The following is a 22,974-nucleotide window of genomic DNA, read 5'->3' on the forward strand; positions in this document are numbered from 1 at the left end:
TATGATCGATCAAAAATATTAATTATTTATATTAGGAGGAAAAAATTATTGAGTAAGCAAGCAATTTCTCTTTCATATTTATACGGTGGAAAGTGGATAGGTTTTAGTGATCAGACAAAATCTACTATGGACTGCTTAAAGATTAAAACAAGTTCAAATGAATCTTTTTATTTACAATATAGAACTTGGAATAAGGGAATGAATGGATATTATCCATATGTAAAAAGTACTGAAAACGATTATGCAGGTTCTTCAGGTAAGCCAATTCAACAACTTCAGATTCAAGCATACAGGAATGATGGTACGAAGTTAGTATCAGGTGTTGTTGTTATGTATAGAGCCTTTGTAGAAAATAAATGGCTACCATGGGTAAGTAATGCTGACCCTGAATGGATGGATAGTGTACAGAGTAAATATAATCTGGGTGGCACTTTAGATACCAGCAGCTCGTATGCCGGTATCTCCGGAAAGAATATTAGCGGAATAGAAATTCGTGTTTATAAAGAATCATCGTTAGGAAACTACTCTGGTGGTGAATCAAATCCTTCGCTAAGCTATATGGTTGGAAATGAATCTAATTGGAAGTCTTTTTCAAAAAGCACTTTGTCATCCAGAATAGATGGAATAAAAATACAGACAGGCAGTAACAAGGATTATTATTTAACTTATCGAACATGGAATGAAGGACAGTCATCTTATTATCCTGCCGTAAATAGTACAGAAAATGATTATGCAGGCTCCCCTGGAAAAGCTATTCAGAGGTTAAGTATCAATGTATATAGAAATAATGGCACAGAACTTACTTCCGGAATTATTGTTATGTATAGAGTATATACTGATTCAAGGTGGCTGCCATGGGTAAGTAACGCTGATCCTGAATGGATGAGAAATGTAAAAACTAAATATAGTTTGAATGGTACTTTAGATACAGGTTCATCTTATGCCGGCATAGACGGTAAAAATATTGGTGGCGTTGAAATTCGTATTTTTGAAGAAGATTCGTTAAATGCGGGTTCAGGTAGTTTCGTTGGTTCTGAAGAATTAATAACAACCCAGTATATGGCAAATAGTACATCTAATTGGAAAAGTTTCAATCATAAAGTAATGGCTTCTCCTATTGACGGTATTAAAATTCAGACCAATTCAAATTCGGATTTTTATTTGCGTTACAAAACATGGAACGAAGGACAATCATACTATTATCCTGAAGTAACAAGTTTAGAAAATGATTACGCAGGTTATCCAAATAAACCAATTCAGGGACTGAGTATAAGTGCATATAGTAAGGATGGAACAAAGCTAACTGCCAGTGTTGTTGTAATGTATCGTGCTTATGTTGATGGAAGATGGTTGCCATGGGTTAGTAATGCTGATCCGGAGTGGATGCAGGATGTTCAAGAAAACTATAATTTAGGTGGAACATTGGATGTCAGTTCATCATATGCCGGAATTATCGGCAGAAATATAAGCGGCATCGAAATCTATGTATTTAAGGGCAAATCCATTTCATCATCAATTGGTAATTTATCCGGAGGCAAAGTAAATTCAACGCTTAGCTATATTGACGAAGATTCAAATTGGCATAGTTTTACTTCAATGGCAAGCTCTGTTCATATTAATGGTATAAAAATTAAAACCGACAAGTCTAAGCCATATTACCTTTTATACAGGACTTGGAATGAAGGAAAATCATACTATTATCCATTTGTTAAAAGTACTGAAAATGATTATGCAGGATATCCGGGTGGCATTGTGCAGTTATTGAATATTCAAGTATATAGTAAGGATGATGTAAAACTAACATCAGGTGTAGTTGTTATGTACAGAGTGCATGTAGACGGTAATTGGTTACCATGGGTAAGTAATGCTGATCCAAAGTGGATGCGCAGTGTACAGTCAAAGTATAATTTAGATGGTACTTTGGACACAGGTTGTTCCTATGCAGGTATTGACGGTAAAAATATTAACGGTGTGGAAATCCATATCTACGAGGAAAATGAAATTTATACTAAGCCGCAAACACCTATAGGTAATAGTAAAATAATTCAAGCTCCGTTTATTTCCCAGTTAGGCAAATATCCGACAGGATGCGAAAGTGTTACTACAGTTATGGCATTAAATCATGCAGGAATCAATATCTCAGTAGATACATTTATTGATAATTATCTTAACAGATCAGGCACACCTTTTGATCCCAATATTTCATTCGGAGGAAATCCCAGATCTACGAGTGGTTATGGATGTTATGCTCCGGTAATAAAAAAGGCTTTGGATAAAGTTTTATCCGGACAAAAATATACTGCAAAACAATTATATGGTGTTTCTCTGAAAAATTTATGCTCTAACTACATAGACAAAGGTATACCGGTAATTCTGTGGGCAACTATGTATATGAACACTCCATACATCAGCTCTACATGGACCTACAACGGAAAAACAATTAATTGGATTGCACCGGAACATTGTTTACTGTTGATTGGATATGATAGTACTCATTATATTTTTAATGACCCTCTAACTTCTCAATCACAAACGTACTATAGCAAATCTTCTGTTGAAACGGCGTATAAAGGATTAAATTTACAGGCAATTGTTCTTGAAAAAAAGGATACTGTTACGCCTACACCTACTCCAGCACCGGTTTATAAATATGGTGCAGTTAAAAATCCTGAAACTAAAGAAATATATCCAATTATGCTGTATGAAAATGGAAAAACCTATATTCAACCTGCTTATCAGTATGAAAATAAACCGGATGAGAAAAAACCAACAAGACTGCAAAAAAATACCTTTGATGTTGCAAAGTTTATTTCTGGATTAGAATTTGACGATAGTATGGTTGAAGCACAAAACCATCCAGCAATAGGCAATTTTTCAGCAATACTTATAGGTGGAATTACCTCTTTTGCAAATAGCTGGGAGACACTCTATATGGATGTTGAATATTATAAAGTTTCTTCTACGGGTCAAAAGCAAGCGGTAATTCGTTGTGGCGAATCTAAATATTGCAATTTCTTTAATAATTTAATATCACTTAAAAATCAATCTATGAGAGCTCTTTATGGCCGCTGGTCAGGAGCTAATATGTATTCTGCACAAGTATGGGAAAGTACTGTTAATGATTTTGCAAAAGGGCAGTATGCGAAATTTAAGGGAATAATACCAAATGATTCATATAAATATGATATTGAGTTTACATTTGATGAAAGACGAAAAGAGGATAAATATGTATCTCAAATTTTCTGTGGCAAAGATGGAAAAATGTATGAATATGCGACTATATATGATAGTGAAAAAATTGAAATTGTTGTTAAAGATTTTTGGGGTACAGAAATTGATCGTATAAATATTTTGCCTCAAATTAATCCTGTAAGTGAATTACCTCAAGATAAAGCAGCATTTTTTGAATTTGTAAAAGCATAAATATATTCACAACAGCCGAAGTAGAAAATACTTCGGCTGTAATTACAATATATAGATTTTAAAAACATAAAATTTAATAATCTACTCCCTCTTGCTTTATCATATTATCTTCAATTTTATAGTGTTTGGTAATTTCCATATTATCGGCAACCCATAGTGCTAAATCGCCCGAAGAAAGATCTGCATCGTCATCAAAAGCTCCGCATACGGAAAAGTCGTCATCACGGTAGCAATTAATAGCTTTGTAGGTTTTATCTATAATTACATAGGAATATTCTACCGCAATAATCTTTCCGTTCTTACCGTTATATTCACTGAAAGTAAAATCAGTTGCCCATTTTTTATCATTCCATGACTCTGGCATTGTAACATCCGGTGTACTTATACCGTCAACAAGTATATTAAAGTAATCCATAATGCTTTCAGGAGTTTCAAAAGTAACGTCCGGGAAACTGTCTATTACCTTCCCTATATTTATATATTCAATGTTATCGCAAATTAAATCTTTAATACCATCATATTTGCCACTAAATAAATCTTTATAAGCTTGTTTATATTTGTCATCTATTGGCATTAGTGATGGAATGATATAGTTATCTATACTTAATTTGTAGGGAGAAATATTTTCGCTGGCATTTGTTTTGTTTGCATCAGGACTAAAACAAGCAATAGATGTATAATTCTGAGCGTATAATTTCCAGTTTGAAGGAATATCAAGTGAAAAAGTTATATAATCACCTTCGCTGTTTTCCGTCACAGTTTTTGTTTCTATATCAGGCTTAATAATTGTATTGTTCTGCTGACAGCCTACAAGCAAAATCATAAGTACGATGGATATTATTGCTGATAAGATTTTGTATTTCATTTGTATGCTCCTATTCCTATTATATATTTTAACTGGAAATTATTTGAGATTTTTTGATTTTATGCATTTAATATTACTAAATTGTGATATTTATTATACTTCTTGTATTGCTTTTTGTAAAGTAATAATAAAAATAAATTTCAAACTTAATTAAAGTAATAAATGTAAGTATATCAGGACTTATGCAAAGTTATGTGGGATATGTTTGTTCTACGAAAGGTGGCATAAGATATGGATATACTTGAAGATTTATATTACGGAAACTTATTCCCTCACGAAAAATGTGCAAAGCTTGATGATGAGGTCAAAGAACTATTGAAACTGCTCAACAGGAATGAAGAAAAGTTTGTGGCAACCCTGACTGAGGTACAGAAAGAAACCTTCGAAAAATACAAGGACTGCAATCGTGAGATTTCTGAAATCAGTGAGCGAGAAATATTCCTGAACGGATTTCGACTGGGTGCAAGGATTATCATTGATGTAGTAAATAATTAAGAAAACGGATAGGCAGTTAATTTTTCCCATTGATTGCCTATCCGATTACTTTTTACAAATTTTACTCAATACAAATTATGTTCAATGCTTCCTCCTTGGGAATTTTATCCTCAAGATAATTGTCCCTTGCTGTTCTCGATTTTTCAAGCCAATCATAATATTCCTCAAAACTCAAAGGCTTTTCCACAGTATCAGGTGTGTTCAGTGTTCTTTCATAACGCTTATACATTTTGCCTCGCTGTGTGTCAAAAGTTTTCAGCACCTCATTTCTGTTTGCCAAGATTCGGTGCTTTAATTTCGGCGCAAATTCCTTGCAAGTTTTACCATTATTCAGAACTCTGTCGCAGTACAGGGTTTTCTTTTTTGTCTTTGGCACAAAGTATCTGCCACAAAGCTGACAGCGGCAGAGGCGGTATCCGTTCTCAACAAATAAATGTAACAGCAGAAAATAATACTCTGTCAGGTTACGGATATGGTACATCTGTCTGGATTTGTTATCCTCAAAATAAAATACGGTGGAAATCTGTACGCTGTTGTAATTGAAATCTTCGTTAACATCAATTTCTATTTGATTTGATAAATCGCTGAAAAAGTGCAAAACAAAAAACTGCACGGTTTTTATCTGGTCAAGATAGCTTGCATATTCACGCAGATAATGTTCAGTTCCGTCGTTCTCTCCTAAAAAATCCTCAATCATAAGTCTGTTCAAAAGACCGTAAAAAGTTCTATATTCCGCCAATGCCTTTTCTGCTTTTGCAGTTAACTTTTTAATCAGTGCAAATCTTTCTTCACTTTCATCAGGATATGTTCTGTAAACTTTTCTTATTTCATTTTGCAGTTCAGAATACTCTTCAAAATCTTCTTCTGAGAAACTAATCAACTCATTTTTGATAGTAGTATTTTCAATTGGAATCTTATTGTTATTTTCCTGCATATAGCCGGAAATATTTCCTTTGGAATCAATTTTTAATAATAAACCTTCGTGCTTTGCCATATACACCTCTGTCCTGAAGTGAAAATTATAAAAATCACTTCAATTCATTTTGTCATATATTTTTCTTGAAAAGTATGAGATTATTGTATCACACTGGTGAAAAAATTCCAACAGCTTTTGGATTACAACTGAATAACCATACCAAAGCTAAAATATTTTGAAATCATATGAGGTATGAGTAACAGGGAAAGGAGAAAAATGATTAAGAATTTAAATTTGGAGTTGAGCAGTAAGGCAAGATTTGATTCAATCGACGGTGCAAGTCTTGTTGAAAAAGATTTGCCGAGAAAGAAGTTTATAATCAATTCACTTCTTGCAAGCGGTCTTTCGATTATAGCCGGCTCACCAAAGGTAGGTAAGTCGTGGCTTGTTCTTGACTGGTGCGTTCGGATTGCAAAAGGCAAAGATGTATGGAATCTGCATACCGACAGCGGTACAACTCTGTATCTGTCACTTGAAGATGATGAAAGCAGATTGCAGGACAGGCTGACAGCGATAACCGATGAAGTGCCGAGTGATGTTCATTTTGTTACGGATTGTTCAAAACTTGATGAAAGGTTGGAAGAACAGATTCAAACTTTTGTTGATGAGCATATGGATACTGTCTTGATAATCATTGACACGTTTCAACTTATCCGTTCTGCAAAAAATGACTCGAGCTATTCAAATGATTATCTTGAGGTACAGAAACTCAAAAAACTTGCTGATGAGTTGAAAATTGCTATTCTTCTGGTTCATCATTTAAGAAAGCAAGGCGACTCTGACCCAATCAATGAGATTTCAGGTACAAATGGTATAGCTGGCTGTGCCGATGCTCTATTTGTTTTGAAAAAAAGCAATCGCACGCAGGGCAACGCAACTTTATTTTGCACGGGAAGAGATATTGAGGACAGAGAAATTGAGCTTGCATTTTCAAAAGAGGATTGCACTTGGAAAATGACTGCAGACAGCGCAGAGAATCCGAATATGCTTTTGCCTGATGAAATGAACTTGCTCATTGAGATGATGAAAGCAGAAAAATATTTCAACGGAAGCAATGCGGAATTTCTTGAACGATATAATGCTTATTCAGGCAAAAATCTTTCTGCTCGTATTCTGAAAAGGATGATGAACAAGTGGAAGTATGACTTGAATGATAATCACGTTTATTTCAAATCGTATAAGGAAAATAACATCAGAAAGGTTGAAATCAAATATGATTTTGAGATTGATAATTCAGATAGCGAGTACGTTAGGTACGATAAGTACGATGAAAATATAGCCGTTTGATTTATCGTTTTTATCGTCCTTATCGTCCTTAATGCAGATGTTGAGCAGAATTTGGCGGTTTGTCCGACTTTCAAGAGAAAACGGATAAAGTACCCGACTTCAAGCAAAAATCAAAATTTGGGCGGTTTGTGAGCGAAAGTAATTCTATATAACGGATTATGAATTCAGCGTAAAGTTGGGGTTCACATTTTCACAGCTTTTAAGCTGTGGCAAGCAACGCATTCGGCTGGTCGCTGACCTGCCGAATGCAATATACGGGCAGAAGCCCGAACCCACTTTATTGGCAAAGGAGGAAACCTAAATGAAAGACAGAAAAATGAGCATAAGAATATCGGAATCCGATTTACAGAAGATTCACAATAAAGCAGACAAGGCAAATTTAACTTTAACCGAATATATAACGAAGGCTTGCCTCGGAAAACAAATCTTTGTTGTTGACGGACTTGATGAAATTATCCGTCAGCAAAAGGCTATCGGCAGAAACTTAAATCAAATTGCAACACTTTGCAATATGGGTAAAGTCATTTGCTTTAATCTTGCTGAACTTACAAATCAGTATGCAGAGATGAATAAACTACTTACCGATTTGCTTGACAGAAAGAGGTGGTCATAATAGCAACAGTAAAATTTATCGCAAGCAAACAAATGCAGTCACGGCAAGGGTTAGCTTCAATCCTTGCCTACTGCAAACAGGATAAGAAAACCTTGTACAATGGTAGAAAACTTGTAAGCGGAGTTAATTGTGTTCCTAATTCAGCATTCAATGAAATGATGAATACTAAAATTCAATACAGAAAAACAGATGGCAGAATGTACTATCATCTGTTCCAGTCATTCCATCCTGATGAACCTATAACACCCGAAACTGCTCACGAGATTGCTTTGAAGTTTGCACAAGAGCAATTCAAAGGTTATGAAGTTTTAGTTGCTACTCATATTGACAGAGAGCATATACATTCACACTTCATTTTAAATTCTGTCAGTGCTGAAACAGGATTGAAATATCATCCCGACAAAAATGAAATACAACGGTTGAGAGATTACTCGGACAAGCTATGCAGAGCATACGGCTTATCAGTTGTAATGCCTAAGCCACAAAAAGTTAAACAGATGTCGGCAAGAGAATATCGTTCAGCAGACAAAGGTCAAAGCTGGAAACTTCAGCTTGCAATAGCTATTGATGAAACTATGAAATATGCAGCCTCAAAGGAACACTTCATAAGCCTGATGGAGAATGAAGGCTACGAAGTTAAGTGGACGGCAGAAAGAAAAAGCATTACCTACACTACACCAAATGGAATGAAGTGCAGGGATAATAAATTACACGAAGAAAAATATCTTAAGGAGAGTATGGAAAATGAATTCAGAATACGGGAAGAAATCACCGCAGGAATTAAAGGAACAAGCCAGGAAGCAAATGCAAATCGCATCAAAAGCAGAACCTTGCGTAGCGGTTACGGAGCAGAATTGGAAAGCGTTAATTTCAACTCAGACTGCACAGATAGATATGCTGAAATCAATACTGGACGGAGTTTCAGAACTAACTACGAAAGAGGAAATACGAATATACCTCAACCGCCAGATGAATTCCTTGCAGAAGTCTATCGACAATTCCAATGCGATGACACAGACCTTCAAGGCGGAGTTTCAGGATATGACGAACAATTATGTCAGTCAGATAAACGATGCAGCAAAGAATGCATCACAACAGGTTGGGAGTACGAGCGAGAAGTATTCATACAGTATCAGTCAGGCGGAGGAGAAACTGAATCATCATGTGAGGATACTGTTTTTCCTGGCTTTGATACCGACAGCTATTACAGCAATAACGGAAATGATATTGCATATCTGGTCGCAAATCTCACAAATATTTTAGACAGCAACCACCCTGTAGAGGACTGCACTACAATGAAAAAACCTCGTAAAGAGAGAAAGAACATACAAGAAAATCCACAAGGCGGATTTGGTATGAAGATGTAAAGAAAGGATTGCCATGAACAAAACTGAAAATAGAATAACACCAATCACAAGAAACGATATTGCGTTTAACCGCCGTCATCTGTACGAAAGCGATAAGGTTAAAATCGGCAAAAAGACATTTTTAGTCACATCGGTATTTCCTATCGGAACCGAGAACGGTGACAACCCAAGTGCCGATGAAAAAATTAAAAATTTACTTGAACGAAAAACGGGATAAATATTTTACTGGACATTCAAACCGAGTAGGAGTATTGTTGACTTGCAATCCTATTCGGTTTGATTCAACAGAGCCTGAACGGCTCGGAAAGGATGAAAAAATTATGAAATCAAACCAACAAAAGATTACCGCACTCTACTGCCGTCTTTCTCAGGAGGACGAGTTAGAGGGTGAATCAAACAGCATTAAAAATCAAAAAAGTATGCTCGAAAAATATGCCGCCGATAACGGCTTTGGCAACTGTCGGTTCTATATTGATGACGGTTACAGCGGAGTATCCTTTGAACGCCCTGACTTCAAGCGTATGATTGCCGATATGGAAAAAGGAGAAATTGGAACTGTTATCACAAAAGACCTTTCCCGACTCGGCAGAGATTACCTTAAAACCGGTACATATATTGAAATTATATTCCCTCAGAACGATGTGAGATATATTGCCGTAAATGACGGTGTTGATTCCGAAAAAGGCTGTAATGAATTTATCGGAATCCGTAATTACTTCAATGATTTCTTTGCTGCTGACACATCCAAAAAAATCAGGGCAGTCCAAAGAGCAAAGGCAGAGCGTGGTGAAAGGATAGGCTCTAAGCTTCCTTACGGATATATGAAATCCGAAGATAACAGGTTAGTACCCGATCCCGACACTGCTCCCGTGGTAAAACGAATCTTTGATATGTATGTCAACGGAGTGGGAACCCGTACGATTGCAATGACTCTTGAAAGAGATAAAATTATGTCGCCAAGCGCATATGCCTACTACAAATACGGCAGAAAAGAAAATGGCTTGAAGCTGAATAATCCCTATCTGTGGAGTGATGTTACACTCAGAGGAATGCTTGTAAACGAGGTATATATCGGCACAACGGCGAACTACAAAACCACCACCAAATCAAATAAGCTGAAAAAGCAAATTCACAACGACCGCAAGGATTGGCTGGTGTTTGAAAATACCCACGAGCCTATCGTTGATAAATCAACCTTTGAAATGGTGCAGAAGTGGTTTGCAGGAAGAAGAAAACCGAACAAATCAGGCAAGACAGATGTGTTTGCCGGGTTAGTTTATTGTGCTGATTGCAAAAGCAGAATGTATCTTCGCCGAGTGCTTAAGTACCCTAAAGAAAACAACTACCTTTGCAAAACCTATCAGCGATACGGCAATAATCACTGTACGGCACACAGAATCAGCGAACAGGATTTACACGCTGTGATACTTCAAAAACTGAGAGAGGTAACGGCATATGTACGTGAGAATCCCGAAGAATTTTATGAAATAGCAAGCCGTAATGCAAGAGCCGAAGCCGAGCGTGAAATGAAAACTTATCTGAGGGAAAAAGAAGCGGCAGAACAAAGAATAGCAGAGCTTGAAAGTATCATCCGTTGTCTGTACGAAGACCGAGTGCTCGGACGAATTTCTGTTGAACGCTACGAATCATTGTCATCAGGATATGAAACCGAGCAGTCAGAACTGAAAACTAAGCTTAATGAGATGAACGCCTTTCTTGATGAGAACGAAAAGCGAGAGCAGTTGATTCAGGACTTTATTGAAAATGCAAAGAAGTACATTGACATTCAGGAACTGACGCCTGAAATTTTAAGAGCATTTATCAGCAGGATTGAGGTACACGAAAAGGCAAAATGGCATTCAACAGAATGCGGAAATGATATTGTGATTTACTTCACCGTTGAGCGCAAGGAACAGCTTAATATCCAGCATAAAGACATTAAAACTGCATAAATCAAGATTCCGAGGGGCGAAATTTCCCCTCGGTTGTAAAAGAAATATTTTCTTATAATAATGATATTACGCAGACGCAATGCTTTTTAATATTCTTTCCTATATGTCAAACAAGCTTCTCGGCGAGGGGAACACCGTTGCATCAATAGACGAACTTTATTTATTTTTGTCTAACCTCACAGCTATTGAGTATATCCGCAACGCAATGAAGCGCGTCCGCAAAAAGGATTCAGCCGTGATTTTAGCCAGTCAGAACATAGACGATTTTTTGATTCCGAGCGTTAAGGAATACACAAAACCCTTATTCTCAATTCCAACTCATCACTTCTTATTCTTCCCCGGCAATATCAATCCGAAGGATTTTGAAGATGCACTAATGGTAGAACCAAACGAGTATGCTTTAATCAAATTCGGTGAGCGTGGCACTTGTCTGTATAGGTGCGGTAACGAAAGGTATCTTTTACTTGTTCAGGCTCCCGAATACAAAGCAGAGATTTTCGGCAGTGCAGGAGGAAGATAAAATTTTGAATAGACAGAATTTTAAAATTGTGGTATGATAATTACAAAATAACAGGTTAATAAATTGATATTTGACACATTCTCTGTTTGTGGGAAAGAATTCTCATAACCGTTGATGTACCATATTTTCGGAGGTGAACGTCATGGATCAAATAAAAATCGGTAAATTTATTGCTACGCTTCGTCGGCAGAGCGGACTAACTCAAGAGAAGCTCGGAGAGAAAATTGGTGTAACAAACAAAACAATATCTCGCTGGGAAAATGGTAACTATATGCCAGACATTGAAATGCTCCAACTACTTGCAAAGGAATTTAATGTTAGCATAAATGAATTGTTGGCTGGACAAAAGATGTCAGACGAAGAGTTTCGGAAAAATGCAGATGAAAACATAATTGCTGTTTCAAAAGAAAGTGCATTCTCGTTTGAGGAAAGAAAAGCATATTTCAAAAAGAAATGGCGTAAGGAGCATATATCACTTTTTGTTGTTTTATTGTTAATTATAATTGTCGCTTTTGTATTGCCATTTGTTGTCAGTAAACCATGGTTTGTTGGATTAGTGCCATTGATAGCATTTATTGAATATGGTTACCAGAATAACAGAATGATGATTTATGTAGAAAACTGTCTTTATAAGTGAGATAGTCAATATCCTGTTTAAGATTATTTTTACAATTAAAAAATATTATAATCCGATTGTTTTTCTTAAATGAAAGTCAATCGGATTTTTATTTGCGGAGGTGATTCAATGAGTGCAACCATAGGTGCGGCACTAAAGAAAATAGCAGTTGCACTGCTCACAGATAAAAAGGTAATAAAAATAATAGGCGGTATAATAATCGGCATAATCATAATTGTGGTTATGCCGATTGTTGCAGTTGTGTCAGTTTTCAACGGCAGTATGGATATTGACACTGACAAGCTCCAGTCCATACAGGAAAATATCTCAGCAGAGCAGATGGAAAATCTACAGCTTATCAACGATACGATGACTGAGGTTGAAAACCAACTGAAAAATAAAAAGTTGTCCGACTATAACACGCAGGCAGAGGTTATCTATCTGTTTTCTTTGTCCGATAAATCAGAAGATGAGAATTTTGTAAAAAACTTTGTATCCTGTTTCAAGAAGAATCAGTCCGATGAGGATTTGATAAAAGCCGTCAATCAGAAATTCGGAACGGAAATAAAGTATTACGAGTTTCAGAAGATGATGCAGTCAATCAAGGGTGCGGAAATCAGCACCGTAGGCTTCACCGATAAGACAACGAAAAATAATCTCGACCTTGTCAAGTGGTGCGAAAACGCACACAAAAACGGCTGGGGTTATGTGTACGGCGGTTACGGTCAGATTTGCACAAAGCAATACCTTGACCAACAGGCAAGTCTGTTTCCCGGCAACAACGAGGCAGGCGGTGAAATGCGACAGGTCGGAGAAAAGTGGCTCGGAAAGAGAGTATGCGACTGCATAGGCTTGATAAAATCCTACGCTTGGTACAACGCTGACAGCGGAGAAATTGTTGCAGGCTCAAACGGTTTTACCGACTGCGGTGCAAATTCCATTTGGAGCAATGTCACCGAAAGCGGCCCGATTTCTAATATGCCCGACACGCCCGGACTTGCTGTCTGGATGGACGGACACATCGGAGTGTATATCGGCAACGGCGAAGTTATTGAAGCACAAGGCACAGCCTACGGAGTTGTCAAAACAGAGCTTAACGGTCGAGGGTGGACAAAGTGGCTGAAGATACCGAATATCAAATATGTAAACCAAAGCAATAAGAAATGACGAGGTGATTTTTTATGAAGAAAACAAGCGTAAGCATAATGTACGATGATGAAAAGCTGAATGCAATCAGGCTGTATATGTCACAGCGTGATTTGGATTTCAAGGTAGAACTTGAAAAATCTGTGGACGCTCTGTACGCAAAATATGTCCCTGCAAATGTCAGGGAGTTCATTGATATGAAAGATTCACAGGTAAAAACACCCAAGCCTAAAAAGCCAAAGCCACAGGAAGAAAATACCAAGGTGGTGACTTGAAAAATCAAAACTTCGGAATAAAAATAGAAATGACCGGCATCACTCGCAGTACGGCGGCGAAAGTGGTTGCCGGTTATTTTCATACAGACTCCACTCATGTCGGCGGCTGTTATGACGCTTATTCTGTCCGTGATAATGACGGCAGGATGTGGAAGATTATGCGTGACGCAAGCGTTAGATGTGAAAACCGTTCGGGACAGAACGCAAGTTCTCTTTACTCGGTAGAGTTTGTCACTCCCATTTGTAACTATGATGATATAGAAACTATACAGGAGCTTGTCAGAAAGCTTCGTGGCGCAGGAGCGAGAGTCAACTCAAGCTGTGGTTTGCATTGCCATATTAATGCGGCTCCGCATACCCCGAAAACACTTCGCAATATCGTAAACATTATGGCGGCGAAAGAGGATTTGCTCTACAAGGCATTAAAAGTGAATGTATCAAGAGAACATTACTGTCAAAAGATGGACACACGCTTCCTTGATGAAATCAATAACCGTCCGCCGATGTCAATGGAGCAGATAAAATCAATGTGGTATGACGGAGAGGACTACAGCTACCGACACTATGATGACACACGCTACCATGCTTTGAATCTTCACAGCGTGTTCTACAAGGGTACGATTGAATTTCGTCTATTCAATTCCACTTTACACGCAGGAGAAGTAAAGTCAGCGATTCAGCTGTGTCTTGCAATCAGCCATCAGGCATTGATACAGAAGTCTGCAAGACACGCTAAAACTCAGTCGGATAATGAAAAGTACACTTTCAGAACTTGGCTTTTAAGATTGGGTTTGATAGGTGACGAATTCAAAACAGCTCGTCATCATCTGCTGAAAAATCTTGAGGGCAACATTGCGTGGAAGGATCCTGCACAGGCTGAAAAGCAAAAGGAAAAACTTGCTCAAAAACGAGCCGCACAGTTGAACGATACAGTTCAGAATACAAACGAAAATATAAATATCAACGAACCCGAATCTGAAACTGCAACTGAGCAGAATGAGGATTCGGGTTTTGTTATGAGTATGTAGAAAGGGTTTTAAAATGAAAAAGAAATTATACATTGCTTATGGCAGTAACCTCAATCTTAAACAGATGAAATACCGTTGCCCCACAGCAAAGCTTTTAGACATTGGAGTGGTCGAAAATTACGAATTGCAGTTCAAAGGTATGCCTCACTGTTCCTATGCGACAATCGCACCTTGCGTCGGTAAGTCCGTTCCCGTTGCACTGTGGGAGCTTCAGCCGAGAGATGAAAAACTGCTTGACCGCTACGAGGGCTATCCCTCTCACTACTTCAAGCAGGACTTGCCTGTGAAATTGAATAGCGGTTCGGAATTGACTGCAATGGTTTACATTATGAATCTTAAGCAGCAGTTCGGATTGCCCGGTGCAAGCTATTACGATACAGTATCGCAAGGCTATAAGGACTGCGGTTTTGACTTGAAAATTCTAAATGATGCGGTGACTGACAGTGCAAAGAAATACTACGAAAACCTTGAACAGAATAATCTGTTTGATTCACCCGATGAAGATGAAAATATGGGAATGGGCGGTATGGCTTTATGAATGAGAGAAAGAAATTGAAAAAGCAACTCGCCGAAAAATATATTTTCAAAATGTATCTGTCGGTAAACGAAGTTAAGAAATTACTTTCCGAAAATCCAAAGGACAAGCACGACACTCTGTTTGCTTCACTCACAGTCGGCTGTGTAAAAATCAACGCCGTAGTATTTCCTACTCCCGATAAAATGCTCCTCGGATTTGATATTCTTGTAAAGGACACACCCGAGAGCGAAGAATGGATTTGCTATGACACATTAAGTGATGAAATCAAGTTATCCCCTCGCAGTATAGAACAATCAATGTTTGATATTCTGAATCGTGAAGTCAAAGCGTACGGACTGTCATATACAGAGTGTAATTTTGAAGTAATAAACTGCAAATCAATGAAAGCAGAATAACGGCGGTATTCTCGCCACATTCGCCTCGTGTCGGCTTTTAAAGGAAAAGTCGGAAAAGTATCCGAAATCGAATAAAAGCCGAAATCGGGCGGTTTGTGGCAAGGTGTGAAAAATCGAAGTTACGGCAATTTGGGCAGTTTTTCAAGGGTGGAATTTTAAGCAGGAGAAAGACACGGGGTTGCAGTCGCTCCCTCGTGTCGGTTTACGGCAGACGGCAACGCCGACTGCCATGCAGTTTTTCGCACTTTTCAGCCTCAAAAATCCATAGGGGTTAATTTTCAGCCTTGGGGTTGTACTTGTGGGTTTAACTGCCCAATTTGCCGAATAAAATGCCAAAAATAAAGGAGTTGCAACTGTGGGTTGTGACAAAACAGGAGGTTTTGCACTTGAATGAAACGGATAACAGAAAAGAAGTTAAGCGGAAATTTGCACTGTGGATAAAGCAGTCAACAATTGATATGGTTGAGGGTATTTACAAGGAAGATAATTGCTCCAGTCGAAGTGAATTTATTGAAAAGGCAATAATTTTCTATGTGGGTTACCTGTCCTCAAACGACAACAGTCAGTATCTTCCTAATGTGGTTACCTCTACATTGAAGTCTATAGTCGCTGAGAGCGACAACCGAATGAGCAGACTGATTTTTAAATTAGCTGTAGAGCTGGCTATGACAATGAATATTATTGCCTCGTCACAGGATATTGACAAGATGACTCTTACAAAACTTCGTGGTGAGTGCGTCAAGGAAGTCAAACGGCTCAACGGTTCGTTCTCATTTGATGACGCATACGATTGGCAGAAAGGATAATTATTTGTGGCAAGATTAGTTACAAAATTCAAATATCTCAAGCCAAACAGAAAGGTCAGTGCAGGCGGTTATGCAAAATATATTTCCACTCGTGAGGGAGTGGAAAAGATAGACGACACTAAAAAGTTTGCTCCTGCAACAGCAAAGCAGAAAAATTTAATTGAGAAAATCCTGAAAGATTTTCCCGACAGCAAGGATATGTTTGAATATGTCGATTACCTTGAAAAGCAAAATCAAGGCTCGGCTTCTGATTTCATTTCAAGAGTTATGGAAGATTACGCTTATGAAATTTCAGGAAGAAAAACCTACGCAAACTACATCGCTACCCGACCTCGTGCCGAGAGATTCGGGTCACACGGATTGTTTACCGACGACGGTGTGCAGGTACAGTTGAGTAAGGTTACCGAAGAACTCGACCGTCATAAGGGAAATATCTGGACTGCGATAATTTCTATTCGCAGAGAGGATGCGGAACGGCTTGGCTTTAATACCGGAGCTCGGTGGAGAGATATGCTCCGAACGCAGACAGAAGCACTTGCGAAAAATCTGAAAATACCAATGGAAAATCTTCGTTGGTATGCAGCATTTCATAATGAATCGTACCACCCTCATGTACATTTGATTGCATATTCAACTGTGGAGAACGAAGGCTATCTCACGCAAAAGGGAGTTGAAAATCTGCGTTCATCATTTGCAAGAGATATTTTTCAGCAAGATTTATTGTGCATCTATGAAAAGCAAACCGAACACAGGGATAAGCTCCGTGCTGAGGCTCGTGACATTGTAGAGGATTTGGTTTCGAAAATAAACTCGGAAATATATATCAGCGCATCAATTCAGCATAAGCTGTTGGAACTTGCCGACAGACTTTCACAAACGAAAGGTAAAAAGGTTTACGGCTATCCGAAACCTGATGTAAAAGCACTTGTGGATTCTATTGTTGATGAGCTTGCCAATGACAGCAGAATCAAAAAGTTGTATGACCTGTGGTACGAGCAAAAAGAAAACACAATACGAACCTATACGGATGAGATGCCGCAAAGAATTCCGCTCGTGGACAACAAGGAATTTAAATCAATCAAGAATGCAATAATCAAGGAAGCGTTGAAATTAATTCCTAACGAAGATAAGATTGAGGAAAGTGAGAATGCAGACGAAGAACCTGTTTTAAATCCCTTTGAATATGAAGAAAACACCTCTGCCGAATCAGTCTTTGATTCAGACAGAGGTGTTCTGTATCCTCGTTATTCAATTAAAACCAACAGCAACAGCGTTGCAGTTTCCTCTCTTTATCTCCTGCGTTACCTCTGCAATATGCTTCAAAGTAGGCTTCGCTTTGAAGAAAAGCAGAAAGCACAAAGGACAGATAAAAAGTTACAGCAGAAGATAAATGATAAAAAGCAGGCTCAGGGGTTGAAAATGTAAGTTTGATAAATTGGAGTCTGTATTATTTATTTAAAAAGTCTGTCATCTCACTAATCATATTTTAAATTGATTTCACTCTATCACTAATCCCAGATTGCATCCTCGGATGCTTATCTTTAATAACTTCTTTTTCTTTAGCTTTTCTCATTTTTTTATCAGATTCTGAGATTAACAGTTTAAAAGCAAGCGTAATGTTATAGTTTTCAATCATTTCTTTCGTAAATCCAAGATATCCATTCCCTTTGATTATTTCATACAAGTGGGTAGCACATCTTACTAAAACAAATACTGATTCTCCCACATAAAGCAATTCTTCCTTGCTATTTATTTGAACATATATCTCATAAATGCCAGCTCCAATTGCTTCCACAAATTTGTCTTCAAAGAATTTTACTTTGATATTCATTTATTCCTCCGCTACAACTTCCGATTTATCAATCAGTAATTTTGATATTATCATACCACATATAAAGGTGTTTGTCTATCAAAAAGCAACCCACCGCCAAGGAACAACTGCGCCTAAATGCTGACAGGTGCCACCTGTCACAGTGATAAGAGAAAAACTACCCACTATAAGATATTACAGCAGAAAAGAAAAATATATTATACTCAAGGAAGTGATTAAAATATCAACCTACATTCATTTTACAAAAGAACAAAGAGAACAGGCAAGGCGAACAGACCTTGCAAATTTTTTAATCAGTCAGGGCGAGAAAGTTAAGAAATCAGGTTCTGAATACGAATGGCTTGACGGTTCGCAAAAGGTCACAATCAGAGGTCATCTCTGGTATCATCAGTACGAACAAAAAGGCGGTGATGCGGTTGATTTTGTTCGCAGATTTTATAACAAGGACTATGCCGAAGCGGTGGAAATGCTTTTGAATAACGGTGGCGGTCAAATAGTAAATTTGCAGACCACAGAACGAGAGCAAAAGCCATTTATACTACCACCAAGGAATGACAGGATGAGCAGAGTTTTTTCTTATCTGCTGTTGACTCGTGGCATTGATAAAGATGTGCTCTTTGAATTTGTCAGAAACCGAATGATATATGAATCTGCGGATTTTCACAACGCTGTCTTTGTAGGCTACGATTCAAGCGGCAAACCTTGCCACGCACACAAAAGGGGAACGGTGACGAGTAATTCGTATAAGGGAAATGTTACAGGCAGTCAGCCCGAGTACAGCTTTCACTTTAACGGCACAAGCGAGAAGATATTCTTGTTCGAAGCTCCGATTGATATGTTATCGTTCATAAGTATGCATAAAGAAAATTGGCAAGAAAATAGCTATGCGGCATCCTGCTCCGTTTCGGACAGGGTGCTTTTTCAATGTCTGAAAGATAATCCGAACATCAAAAATGTTTTTCTTTGCTTTGACAATGACGAAGCAGGACAGACCGCCAACAAACGCATAGCCGACAAACTGAACAAACTGAATATTCAAAATGAAATCCTCATTCCAACTCATAAAGACTGGAATGAGGATTTAACTTTATCAGAAAAAGGAGATGAACGAATATGCCATCAGGTATTGTAACTTTGATAATTGTAACAGGTTCAATGTTAGCTTTGTTTGTGATTATTACAACAGTTGGTAATAACTATTCTCTTAACCAAATAAAAAACAAAACTGTCGGACAAGGTCAGCACGGAACTGCTCGTTGGGCGACCAAAAAGGAAGTCAAAAAAACATACAAACGAATTGATTTTCAGCCTAACGAGTGGAGAAATAATCCTGAAAGCAGACCAACTGAACAAGGTATAGTTGTCGGTTGCAAGAACAGAAAAAAGGGAACAACAGCAATGGTTGACACAGGCGATGTCCACGCTCTGATGATTGGTGCGGCCGGTGTCGGCAAGACCGCCTATTGGTTATATCCCTGCATTGAATATGCCTGTGCATCGGGTATGTCATTTTTATCAACCGACACTAAGGGCGATATTGTTCGCAACTATGGAACAATCGCAGAAAAGTATTACGGCTACAAAATTTCTGTCATAGATTTGCGTAATCCCACACGCTCACACGGCAACAATCTCCTGCATCTTGTGAATAAGTATATGGACTTATACAAAGCCGAGCCCGAACAGCTTGTTTACAAAGCAAGAGCAGAAAAGTATGCAAAAATCATTTCAAAGACGATTATTCTTTCCGGTATGGACTCGGCATCATTCGGACAAAACGCATATTTTTATGATGCCGCAGAGGGACTGCTTACTGCCACGATATTACTTGTTGCAGAGTTTTGTGAACCCGAAGAACGGCATATTGTTTCGGTATTCAAAATCATTCAGGAATTACTTGCTCCGACCAACAAGAAAGGCAAAAATCAGTTTCAACTTTTAATGGACTATCTTCCCGATGACCACAAAGCAAAATGGTTTGCAGGGGCGGCACTGAACACAGCCGAGCAGAGTATGTCGAGCGTTATGAGTACGGCACTTTCAAGGCTAAATGCTTTTCTAGACAGTGAGCTTGAACAGCTTTTGTGTTTTGATACGGAGATTGACGCTGAAAAATTCTGTAATGAAAAGTGTGCGATATTCATTGTAATGCCTGAGGAAAACCCTAACACATTCTTTATGGTTTCGCTTATTATCCAACAGCTTTACCGTGAAATACTGTCAGTCGCAGATGAAAACGGCGGTGTACTGAAAAACCGCTGTGTGTTCTTCTGCGATGAATTTGGAACCTTGCCAAAGATTGATTCAGCCGAGATGATGTTCTCTGCCTCCCGTTCAAGGCGTTTGCAGATAGTACCGATAATTCAATCCTTTGCACAACTTGAGAAAAATTACGGCAAAGAGGGTGCTGATGTTATCATAGACAACACACAGCTGACAATCTTCGGCGGTTTTGCTCCGAACAGCACAAGTGCAGAGATGCTATCAAAAGCACTCGGTTCAAGAACTGTTATGTCAGGCTCCGTCAGCAAAAGTAAAAATGACCCCTCACAATCCTTGCAGATGATAGAAAGACCTTTGATGACTCCCGATGAGTTGAAGTCACTTCCAAAAGGCACATTTGTTGTTATGAAAACAGGCTTTTATCCTATGAAAGTAAAGCTAAAGCTTTTCTTTAAATGGGGCATCGAATTTGAAGAAAAGTATGAAGTAGCGGAAAACGGCAACCGTGAAGTTCACTATGCCAACCGTTCGGAGTTGTTCAATAACATAATTCAGAAATACTATCCTCACTATCTTGAAGAGACTGCAACTGATTCGGATTTTGATGAGGCAAGCAGTGAGAAAAAGAAGAAAAATGAAAATCTTAAAACCTCGCCAAATGCAGAACAGACTGAGTGTGAAGATATTGTTGATGCGGATGAACCAACATCAGCACAGCAAGATGAGCCAACAAAAGAACCCGAAAATTTAATCGGTGAACAGGATGCAAACAAGCAGGGAAAAGTAGTCGTCAGAACCGAACGACCACCACAGGGGGATAACAGCAATGAGTAGATTAACTTTTCTGTATCAAATGGACTTACCTCACAGAGCCGTAGCCGTATATACCTACCTCCACGACCGAGCAAACAAAAATGGCGAATGCTGGCCCTCAGTAAACAAAATAGCAGGCGACATAAAGCTGTCGCCTGCTACAGTTCGCAGAGCTGTTAAAGATTTGCGTAAAGCCGGTTTGCTCACCACTGCCCAACGCTACCGTGAAAAAGGTGGTAAGAGCAGTTTGCTATATAGAATAAAAAATAAAACATTATAAAAGTATGATGGTAAGAACATATAATACATATTATTTTTTAGCCAAATACACATTAAAGGTATTAAAATCACATTTGAATGAATCAACCAACTCTAAATCAAAATTACTTTGTATATATTCGGGTGTTTTAGTTAATTCATTCTTTACAAACCAAACGGTATCGTTGGGCGGAATTTTATTGGAAAGTTCGTTTTTATTTATGCATTCTATATTATCAAATGCCACAAACCAAGGCTCACTGTAGGTGCAGATATGCGTGTTTTCGGGATAATAATATGACAAAATTCCGAATGAGCTGTCGCAATATATAAAAGTATTTGACGGAGAAATAATTTTGTCAAATCGGTCAAAGAATTTGTTCATTGATGAATTGTATTCGAACATTCCTGTGGCGATAGCACAAATAATGTTTATCACACAAAGTAATATGCAAAGTGATTTTTTGAATTTTACTTTTATGTTCTTTGTTCCAAAAGCAATTAACAATGCAAAAATACCTGAAACTACAACGCTGTACCGTGCTATGTATAACGGACAAATAAAAGCTGTAACAATCAAACCGATTATTTGAATACTTAAAATACTGATTATTGCAAATATTATCGGCAATTTGCGATTTCCTTTTTTAGTGAGAATTACTGCTGAAATTACAACTCCCGATATAAACACAATAATCGAAAGTGGTTCAACGCTTTTAAGCCAAAAGCTGCCGGAAGCTGACTCGGTTTGATATAGAAGCGGAAAAATCCAAGGGAAATACCCTATTATAATAGAAATATCGGAGAGGATTATTGCTTTTATCAGCTTTCCGTCTTTTACAAAAGCATAGATATTCACGAAAATGAAAATCACGCCGACCGCAAGCAAAGCGTAAATGTGGTTATACGCGGCAAACAAAGCGGTGATAACAAATATAACGCAATGCCGCGTCCCGTGATTTTCAAGAAACAGCAAAGCTTCCGTAAAGCAAAGTGTAACAAAAAATATGGACCATTGATACGATCTCTGCTGAACGCTGAAATAAAGCGACATGGGAATCGCGCCGACGGTAAGCATATAGACTGTTGATGTTTTTCTGCCGAAATGTTTTTTGATTACCGTTAAGCCAAGTGAAAGCGTCGCAATATAGCCAAGTACCGAAAAAGCTTTGGTAATCGGTATTGAATAACCGAAAATCTCACAGAAGAATTTCAGAGATATAAAGTATAGAGGAGGATGCATATCCGATTTTAATATTTCAATTACTTCGGAATAATTGTGCTGAATTAGCGACAGTGTATAAGCTTCATCAAACCATACATTATTGTTAAAAATCAGACTTATTGAAAACAAAGATAGTATTGTGAAAATTATATATGATAAATTGTTATAGCGATTTTTAAAACATTTCATTAGATATTCCTTTTCCTGATACTATAATTTGATTTTTAACATCAAAATTACATAAATAATTGTTGAAACAGACAATAGTATCAATGCAGATAGATTATATAAGTCTAAGAAAATATAATTTATTTCTAAAGAG

22 protein-coding genes and 1 pseudogene are annotated in these 22,974 nt (G+C 37.9%); 19 read left to right on the top strand and 4 right to left on the bottom strand.

Annotation, left to right across the window (positions count from 1 at the left end):
- Positions 1-48: 48 nt before the first annotated feature.
- Positions 49-3,423, top strand: a complete 3,375-nt coding sequence (locus tag H8R91_RS00385; protein WP_186934435.1) for a C39 family peptidase — start codon at positions 49-51, stop codon at positions 3,421-3,423.
- 73 nt (positions 3,424-3,496) lie between these two features.
- Here the strand turns inward: H8R91_RS00385 and H8R91_RS00390 are convergent, their stop codons facing one another.
- Positions 3,497-4,288 (bottom strand): hypothetical protein, encoded by a 792-nt coding sequence (locus H8R91_RS00390; protein ID WP_117705836.1) that lies wholly within the window; start codon positions 4,286-4,288, stop codon positions 3,497-3,499.
- 231 nt (positions 4,289-4,519) lie between these two features.
- Between H8R91_RS00390 and H8R91_RS00395 the strand changes: the two genes are divergently transcribed.
- Positions 4,520-4,783, top strand: a complete 264-nt coding sequence (locus H8R91_RS00395) for a DUF6809 family protein (protein ID WP_186934436.1) — start codon at positions 4,520-4,522, stop codon at positions 4,781-4,783.
- 61 nt (positions 4,784-4,844) lie between these two features.
- Here the strand turns inward: H8R91_RS00395 and H8R91_RS00400 are convergent, their stop codons facing one another.
- The gene (locus H8R91_RS00400) at positions 4,845-5,777 is read right to left on the bottom strand and encodes a DUF6076 domain-containing protein (RefSeq protein WP_186934437.1); all 933 of its coding nucleotides are present in this window, start codon (positions 5,775-5,777) and stop codon (positions 4,845-4,847) included.
- 198 nt (positions 5,778-5,975) lie between these two features.
- On the opposite strand from H8R91_RS00400, the gene H8R91_RS00405 reads away from it, so the two are divergent.
- From H8R91_RS00405 to mobP3, 14 genes and pseudogenes are all read left to right on the top strand, one after another.
- Positions 5,976-7,046, top strand: a complete 1,071-nt coding sequence (locus tag H8R91_RS00405; protein WP_117705871.1) for an AAA family ATPase — start codon at positions 5,976-5,978, stop codon at positions 7,044-7,046.
- 301 nt (positions 7,047-7,347) lie between these two features.
- On the top strand, positions 7,348-7,659 hold the full coding sequence (locus H8R91_RS00410; RefSeq protein ID WP_117705833.1) for a MobC family plasmid mobilization relaxosome protein: 312 nt from the start codon (positions 7,348-7,350) through the stop codon (positions 7,657-7,659).
- A gap of 32 nt (positions 7,660-7,691) precedes the next feature.
- Positions 7,692-9,026: a relaxase/mobilization nuclease domain-containing protein gene (locus H8R91_RS00415; RefSeq protein ID WP_186934438.1), complete on the top strand. Its 1,335-nt coding sequence runs from the start codon at positions 7,692-7,694 to the stop codon at positions 9,024-9,026.
- A gap of 13 nt (positions 9,027-9,039) precedes the next feature.
- Positions 9,040-9,243, top strand: coding sequence for a hypothetical protein (locus tag H8R91_RS00420; RefSeq protein WP_186934439.1), 204 nt, complete (start codon positions 9,040-9,042; stop codon positions 9,241-9,243).
- 103 nt (positions 9,244-9,346) lie between these two features.
- Complete coding sequence (locus H8R91_RS00425) at positions 9,347-10,978, top strand: recombinase family protein (RefSeq protein WP_207722711.1); 1,632 nt, start codon at positions 9,347-9,349, stop codon at positions 10,976-10,978.
- Positions 10,979-11,051: 73 nt separating this feature from the next.
- Positions 11,052-11,498: pseudogene (locus tag H8R91_RS00430) on the top strand (type VI secretion protein); the annotation flags it as partial.
- A gap of 142 nt (positions 11,499-11,640) precedes the next feature.
- Entirely contained in the window at positions 11,641-12,135 is a 495-nt protein-coding gene (locus tag H8R91_RS00435) for a helix-turn-helix domain-containing protein (RefSeq protein WP_186934440.1), read from the top strand.
- A 108-nt stretch (positions 12,136-12,243) separates the two neighbouring features.
- The gene (locus H8R91_RS00440) at positions 12,244-13,281 is read left to right on the top strand and encodes a hypothetical protein (protein WP_186934441.1); all 1,038 of its coding nucleotides are present in this window, start codon (positions 12,244-12,246) and stop codon (positions 13,279-13,281) included.
- A 14-nt stretch (positions 13,282-13,295) separates the two neighbouring features.
- Positions 13,296-13,535 carry a DUF6103 family protein gene (locus tag H8R91_RS00445; RefSeq protein WP_186934442.1) on the top strand — a complete coding sequence of 80 codons (240 nt, stop codon included), beginning with the start codon at positions 13,296-13,298 and terminating at the stop codon, positions 13,533-13,535.
- A complete protein-coding gene (locus tag H8R91_RS00450) occupies positions 13,532-14,563 on the top strand; it encodes an amidoligase family protein (RefSeq protein WP_279287537.1) in 1,032 nt (343 codons plus the stop codon). The genes H8R91_RS00445 and H8R91_RS00450 overlap by 4 nt, the downstream gene beginning before the upstream one ends.
- Positions 14,564-14,576: 13 nt before the next feature.
- Entirely contained in the window at positions 14,577-15,101 is a 525-nt protein-coding gene (locus tag H8R91_RS00455; RefSeq protein ID WP_186934443.1) for a gamma-glutamylcyclotransferase family protein, read from the top strand.
- Complete coding sequence (locus H8R91_RS00460) at positions 15,098-15,496, top strand: hypothetical protein (RefSeq protein ID WP_186934444.1); 399 nt, start codon at positions 15,098-15,100, stop codon at positions 15,494-15,496. The genes H8R91_RS00455 and H8R91_RS00460 overlap by 4 nt, the downstream gene beginning before the upstream one ends.
- Before the next feature lie 386 nt (positions 15,497-15,882).
- Positions 15,883-16,302, top strand: a complete 420-nt coding sequence (locus H8R91_RS00465; protein ID WP_242987288.1) for a hypothetical protein — start codon at positions 15,883-15,885, stop codon at positions 16,300-16,302.
- 6 nt (positions 16,303-16,308) lie between these two features.
- On the top strand, positions 16,309-17,727 hold the full coding sequence (gene mobP3, locus H8R91_RS00470) for a MobP3 family relaxase (protein WP_186934445.1): 1,419 nt from the start codon (positions 16,309-16,311) through the stop codon (positions 17,725-17,727).
- 61 nt (positions 17,728-17,788) lie between these two features.
- On the opposite strand, the gene H8R91_RS00475 is transcribed toward mobP3, so the two are convergent.
- Positions 17,789-18,133 carry a hypothetical protein gene (locus H8R91_RS00475; RefSeq protein WP_186934446.1) on the bottom strand — a complete coding sequence of 115 codons (345 nt, stop codon included), beginning with the start codon at positions 18,131-18,133 and terminating at the stop codon, positions 17,789-17,791.
- Positions 18,134-18,275: 142 nt separating this feature from the next.
- Between H8R91_RS00475 and H8R91_RS12340 the strand changes: the two genes are divergently transcribed.
- The 3 genes from H8R91_RS12340 to H8R91_RS00490 are packed head-to-tail and all read left to right on the top strand — an operon-like array spanning position 18,276 to position 21,449.
- Positions 18,276-19,265 (top strand): DUF3991 and toprim domain-containing protein, encoded by a 990-nt coding sequence (locus tag H8R91_RS12340; protein ID WP_186934447.1) that lies wholly within the window; start codon positions 18,276-18,278, stop codon positions 19,263-19,265.
- Entirely contained in the window at positions 19,247-21,190 is a 1,944-nt protein-coding gene (locus H8R91_RS00485) for a type IV secretory system conjugative DNA transfer family protein (RefSeq protein WP_186934448.1), read from the top strand. Before H8R91_RS12340 ends, H8R91_RS00485 begins: the two co-directional genes overlap by 19 nt.
- Complete coding sequence (locus H8R91_RS00490; protein WP_186934449.1) at positions 21,183-21,449, top strand: helix-turn-helix domain-containing protein; 267 nt, start codon at positions 21,183-21,185, stop codon at positions 21,447-21,449. Before H8R91_RS00485 ends, H8R91_RS00490 begins: the two co-directional genes overlap by 8 nt.
- 30 nt (positions 21,450-21,479) lie before the next feature.
- Here H8R91_RS00490 and H8R91_RS00495 read toward each other — a convergent pair whose 3' ends face one another.
- A complete protein-coding gene (locus H8R91_RS00495) occupies positions 21,480-22,841 on the bottom strand; it encodes a hypothetical protein (RefSeq protein WP_186934450.1) in 1,362 nt (453 codons plus the stop codon).
- Positions 22,842-22,974 lie beyond the last annotated feature (133 nt).

The sequence above is a fragment of the Ruminococcus intestinalis genome (assembly GCF_014288065.1).
Lineage (GTDB): Bacteria > Bacillota > Clostridia > Oscillospirales > Acutalibacteraceae > Ruminococcoides > Ruminococcoides intestinale_A.

Excerpts from the sequence above, each read along its gene's own strand:
- H8R91_RS00490 (WP_186934449.1), top strand. The coding sequence starts at position 21,183 with ATGAGTAGATTAACTTTTCTGTATCAAATGGACTTACCTCACAGAGCC.
- H8R91_RS00495 (WP_186934450.1), bottom strand. The coding sequence starts at position 22,841 with ATGAAATGTTTTAAAAATCGCTATAACAATTTATCATATATAATTTTC.
- H8R91_RS00395 (WP_186934436.1), top strand. The coding sequence starts at position 4,520 with ATGGATATACTTGAAGATTTATATTACGGAAACTTATTCCCTCACGAA.
- H8R91_RS00410 (WP_117705833.1), top strand. The coding sequence starts at position 7,348 with ATGAAAGACAGAAAAATGAGCATAAGAATATCGGAATCCGATTTACAG.
- H8R91_RS00440 (WP_186934441.1), top strand. The coding sequence starts at position 12,244 with ATGAGTGCAACCATAGGTGCGGCACTAAAGAAAATAGCAGTTGCACTG.
- H8R91_RS00425 (WP_207722711.1), top strand. The coding sequence starts at position 9,347 with ATGAAATCAAACCAACAAAAGATTACCGCACTCTACTGCCGTCTTTCT.
- H8R91_RS00435 (WP_186934440.1), top strand. The coding sequence starts at position 11,641 with ATGGATCAAATAAAAATCGGTAAATTTATTGCTACGCTTCGTCGGCAG.
- H8R91_RS00400 (WP_186934437.1), bottom strand. The coding sequence starts at position 5,777 with ATGGCAAAGCACGAAGGTTTATTATTAAAAATTGATTCCAAAGGAAAT.
- H8R91_RS00420 (WP_186934439.1), top strand. The coding sequence starts at position 9,040 with ATGAACAAAACTGAAAATAGAATAACACCAATCACAAGAAACGATATT.
- H8R91_RS00485 (WP_186934448.1), top strand. The coding sequence starts at position 19,247 with ATGCCATCAGGTATTGTAACTTTGATAATTGTAACAGGTTCAATGTTA.
- H8R91_RS00405 (WP_117705871.1), top strand. The coding sequence starts at position 5,976 with ATGATTAAGAATTTAAATTTGGAGTTGAGCAGTAAGGCAAGATTTGAT.
- H8R91_RS00475 (WP_186934446.1), bottom strand. The coding sequence starts at position 18,133 with ATGAATATCAAAGTAAAATTCTTTGAAGACAAATTTGTGGAAGCAATT.
- H8R91_RS00415 (WP_186934438.1), top strand. The coding sequence starts at position 7,692 with ATGCAGTCACGGCAAGGGTTAGCTTCAATCCTTGCCTACTGCAAACAG.
- H8R91_RS00455 (WP_186934443.1), top strand. The coding sequence starts at position 14,577 with ATGAAAAAGAAATTATACATTGCTTATGGCAGTAACCTCAATCTTAAA.
- H8R91_RS00445 (WP_186934442.1), top strand. The coding sequence starts at position 13,296 with ATGAAGAAAACAAGCGTAAGCATAATGTACGATGATGAAAAGCTGAAT.
- H8R91_RS00460 (WP_186934444.1), top strand. The coding sequence starts at position 15,098 with ATGAATGAGAGAAAGAAATTGAAAAAGCAACTCGCCGAAAAATATATT.
- H8R91_RS00390 (WP_117705836.1), bottom strand. The coding sequence starts at position 4,288 with ATGAAATACAAAATCTTATCAGCAATAATATCCATCGTACTTATGATT.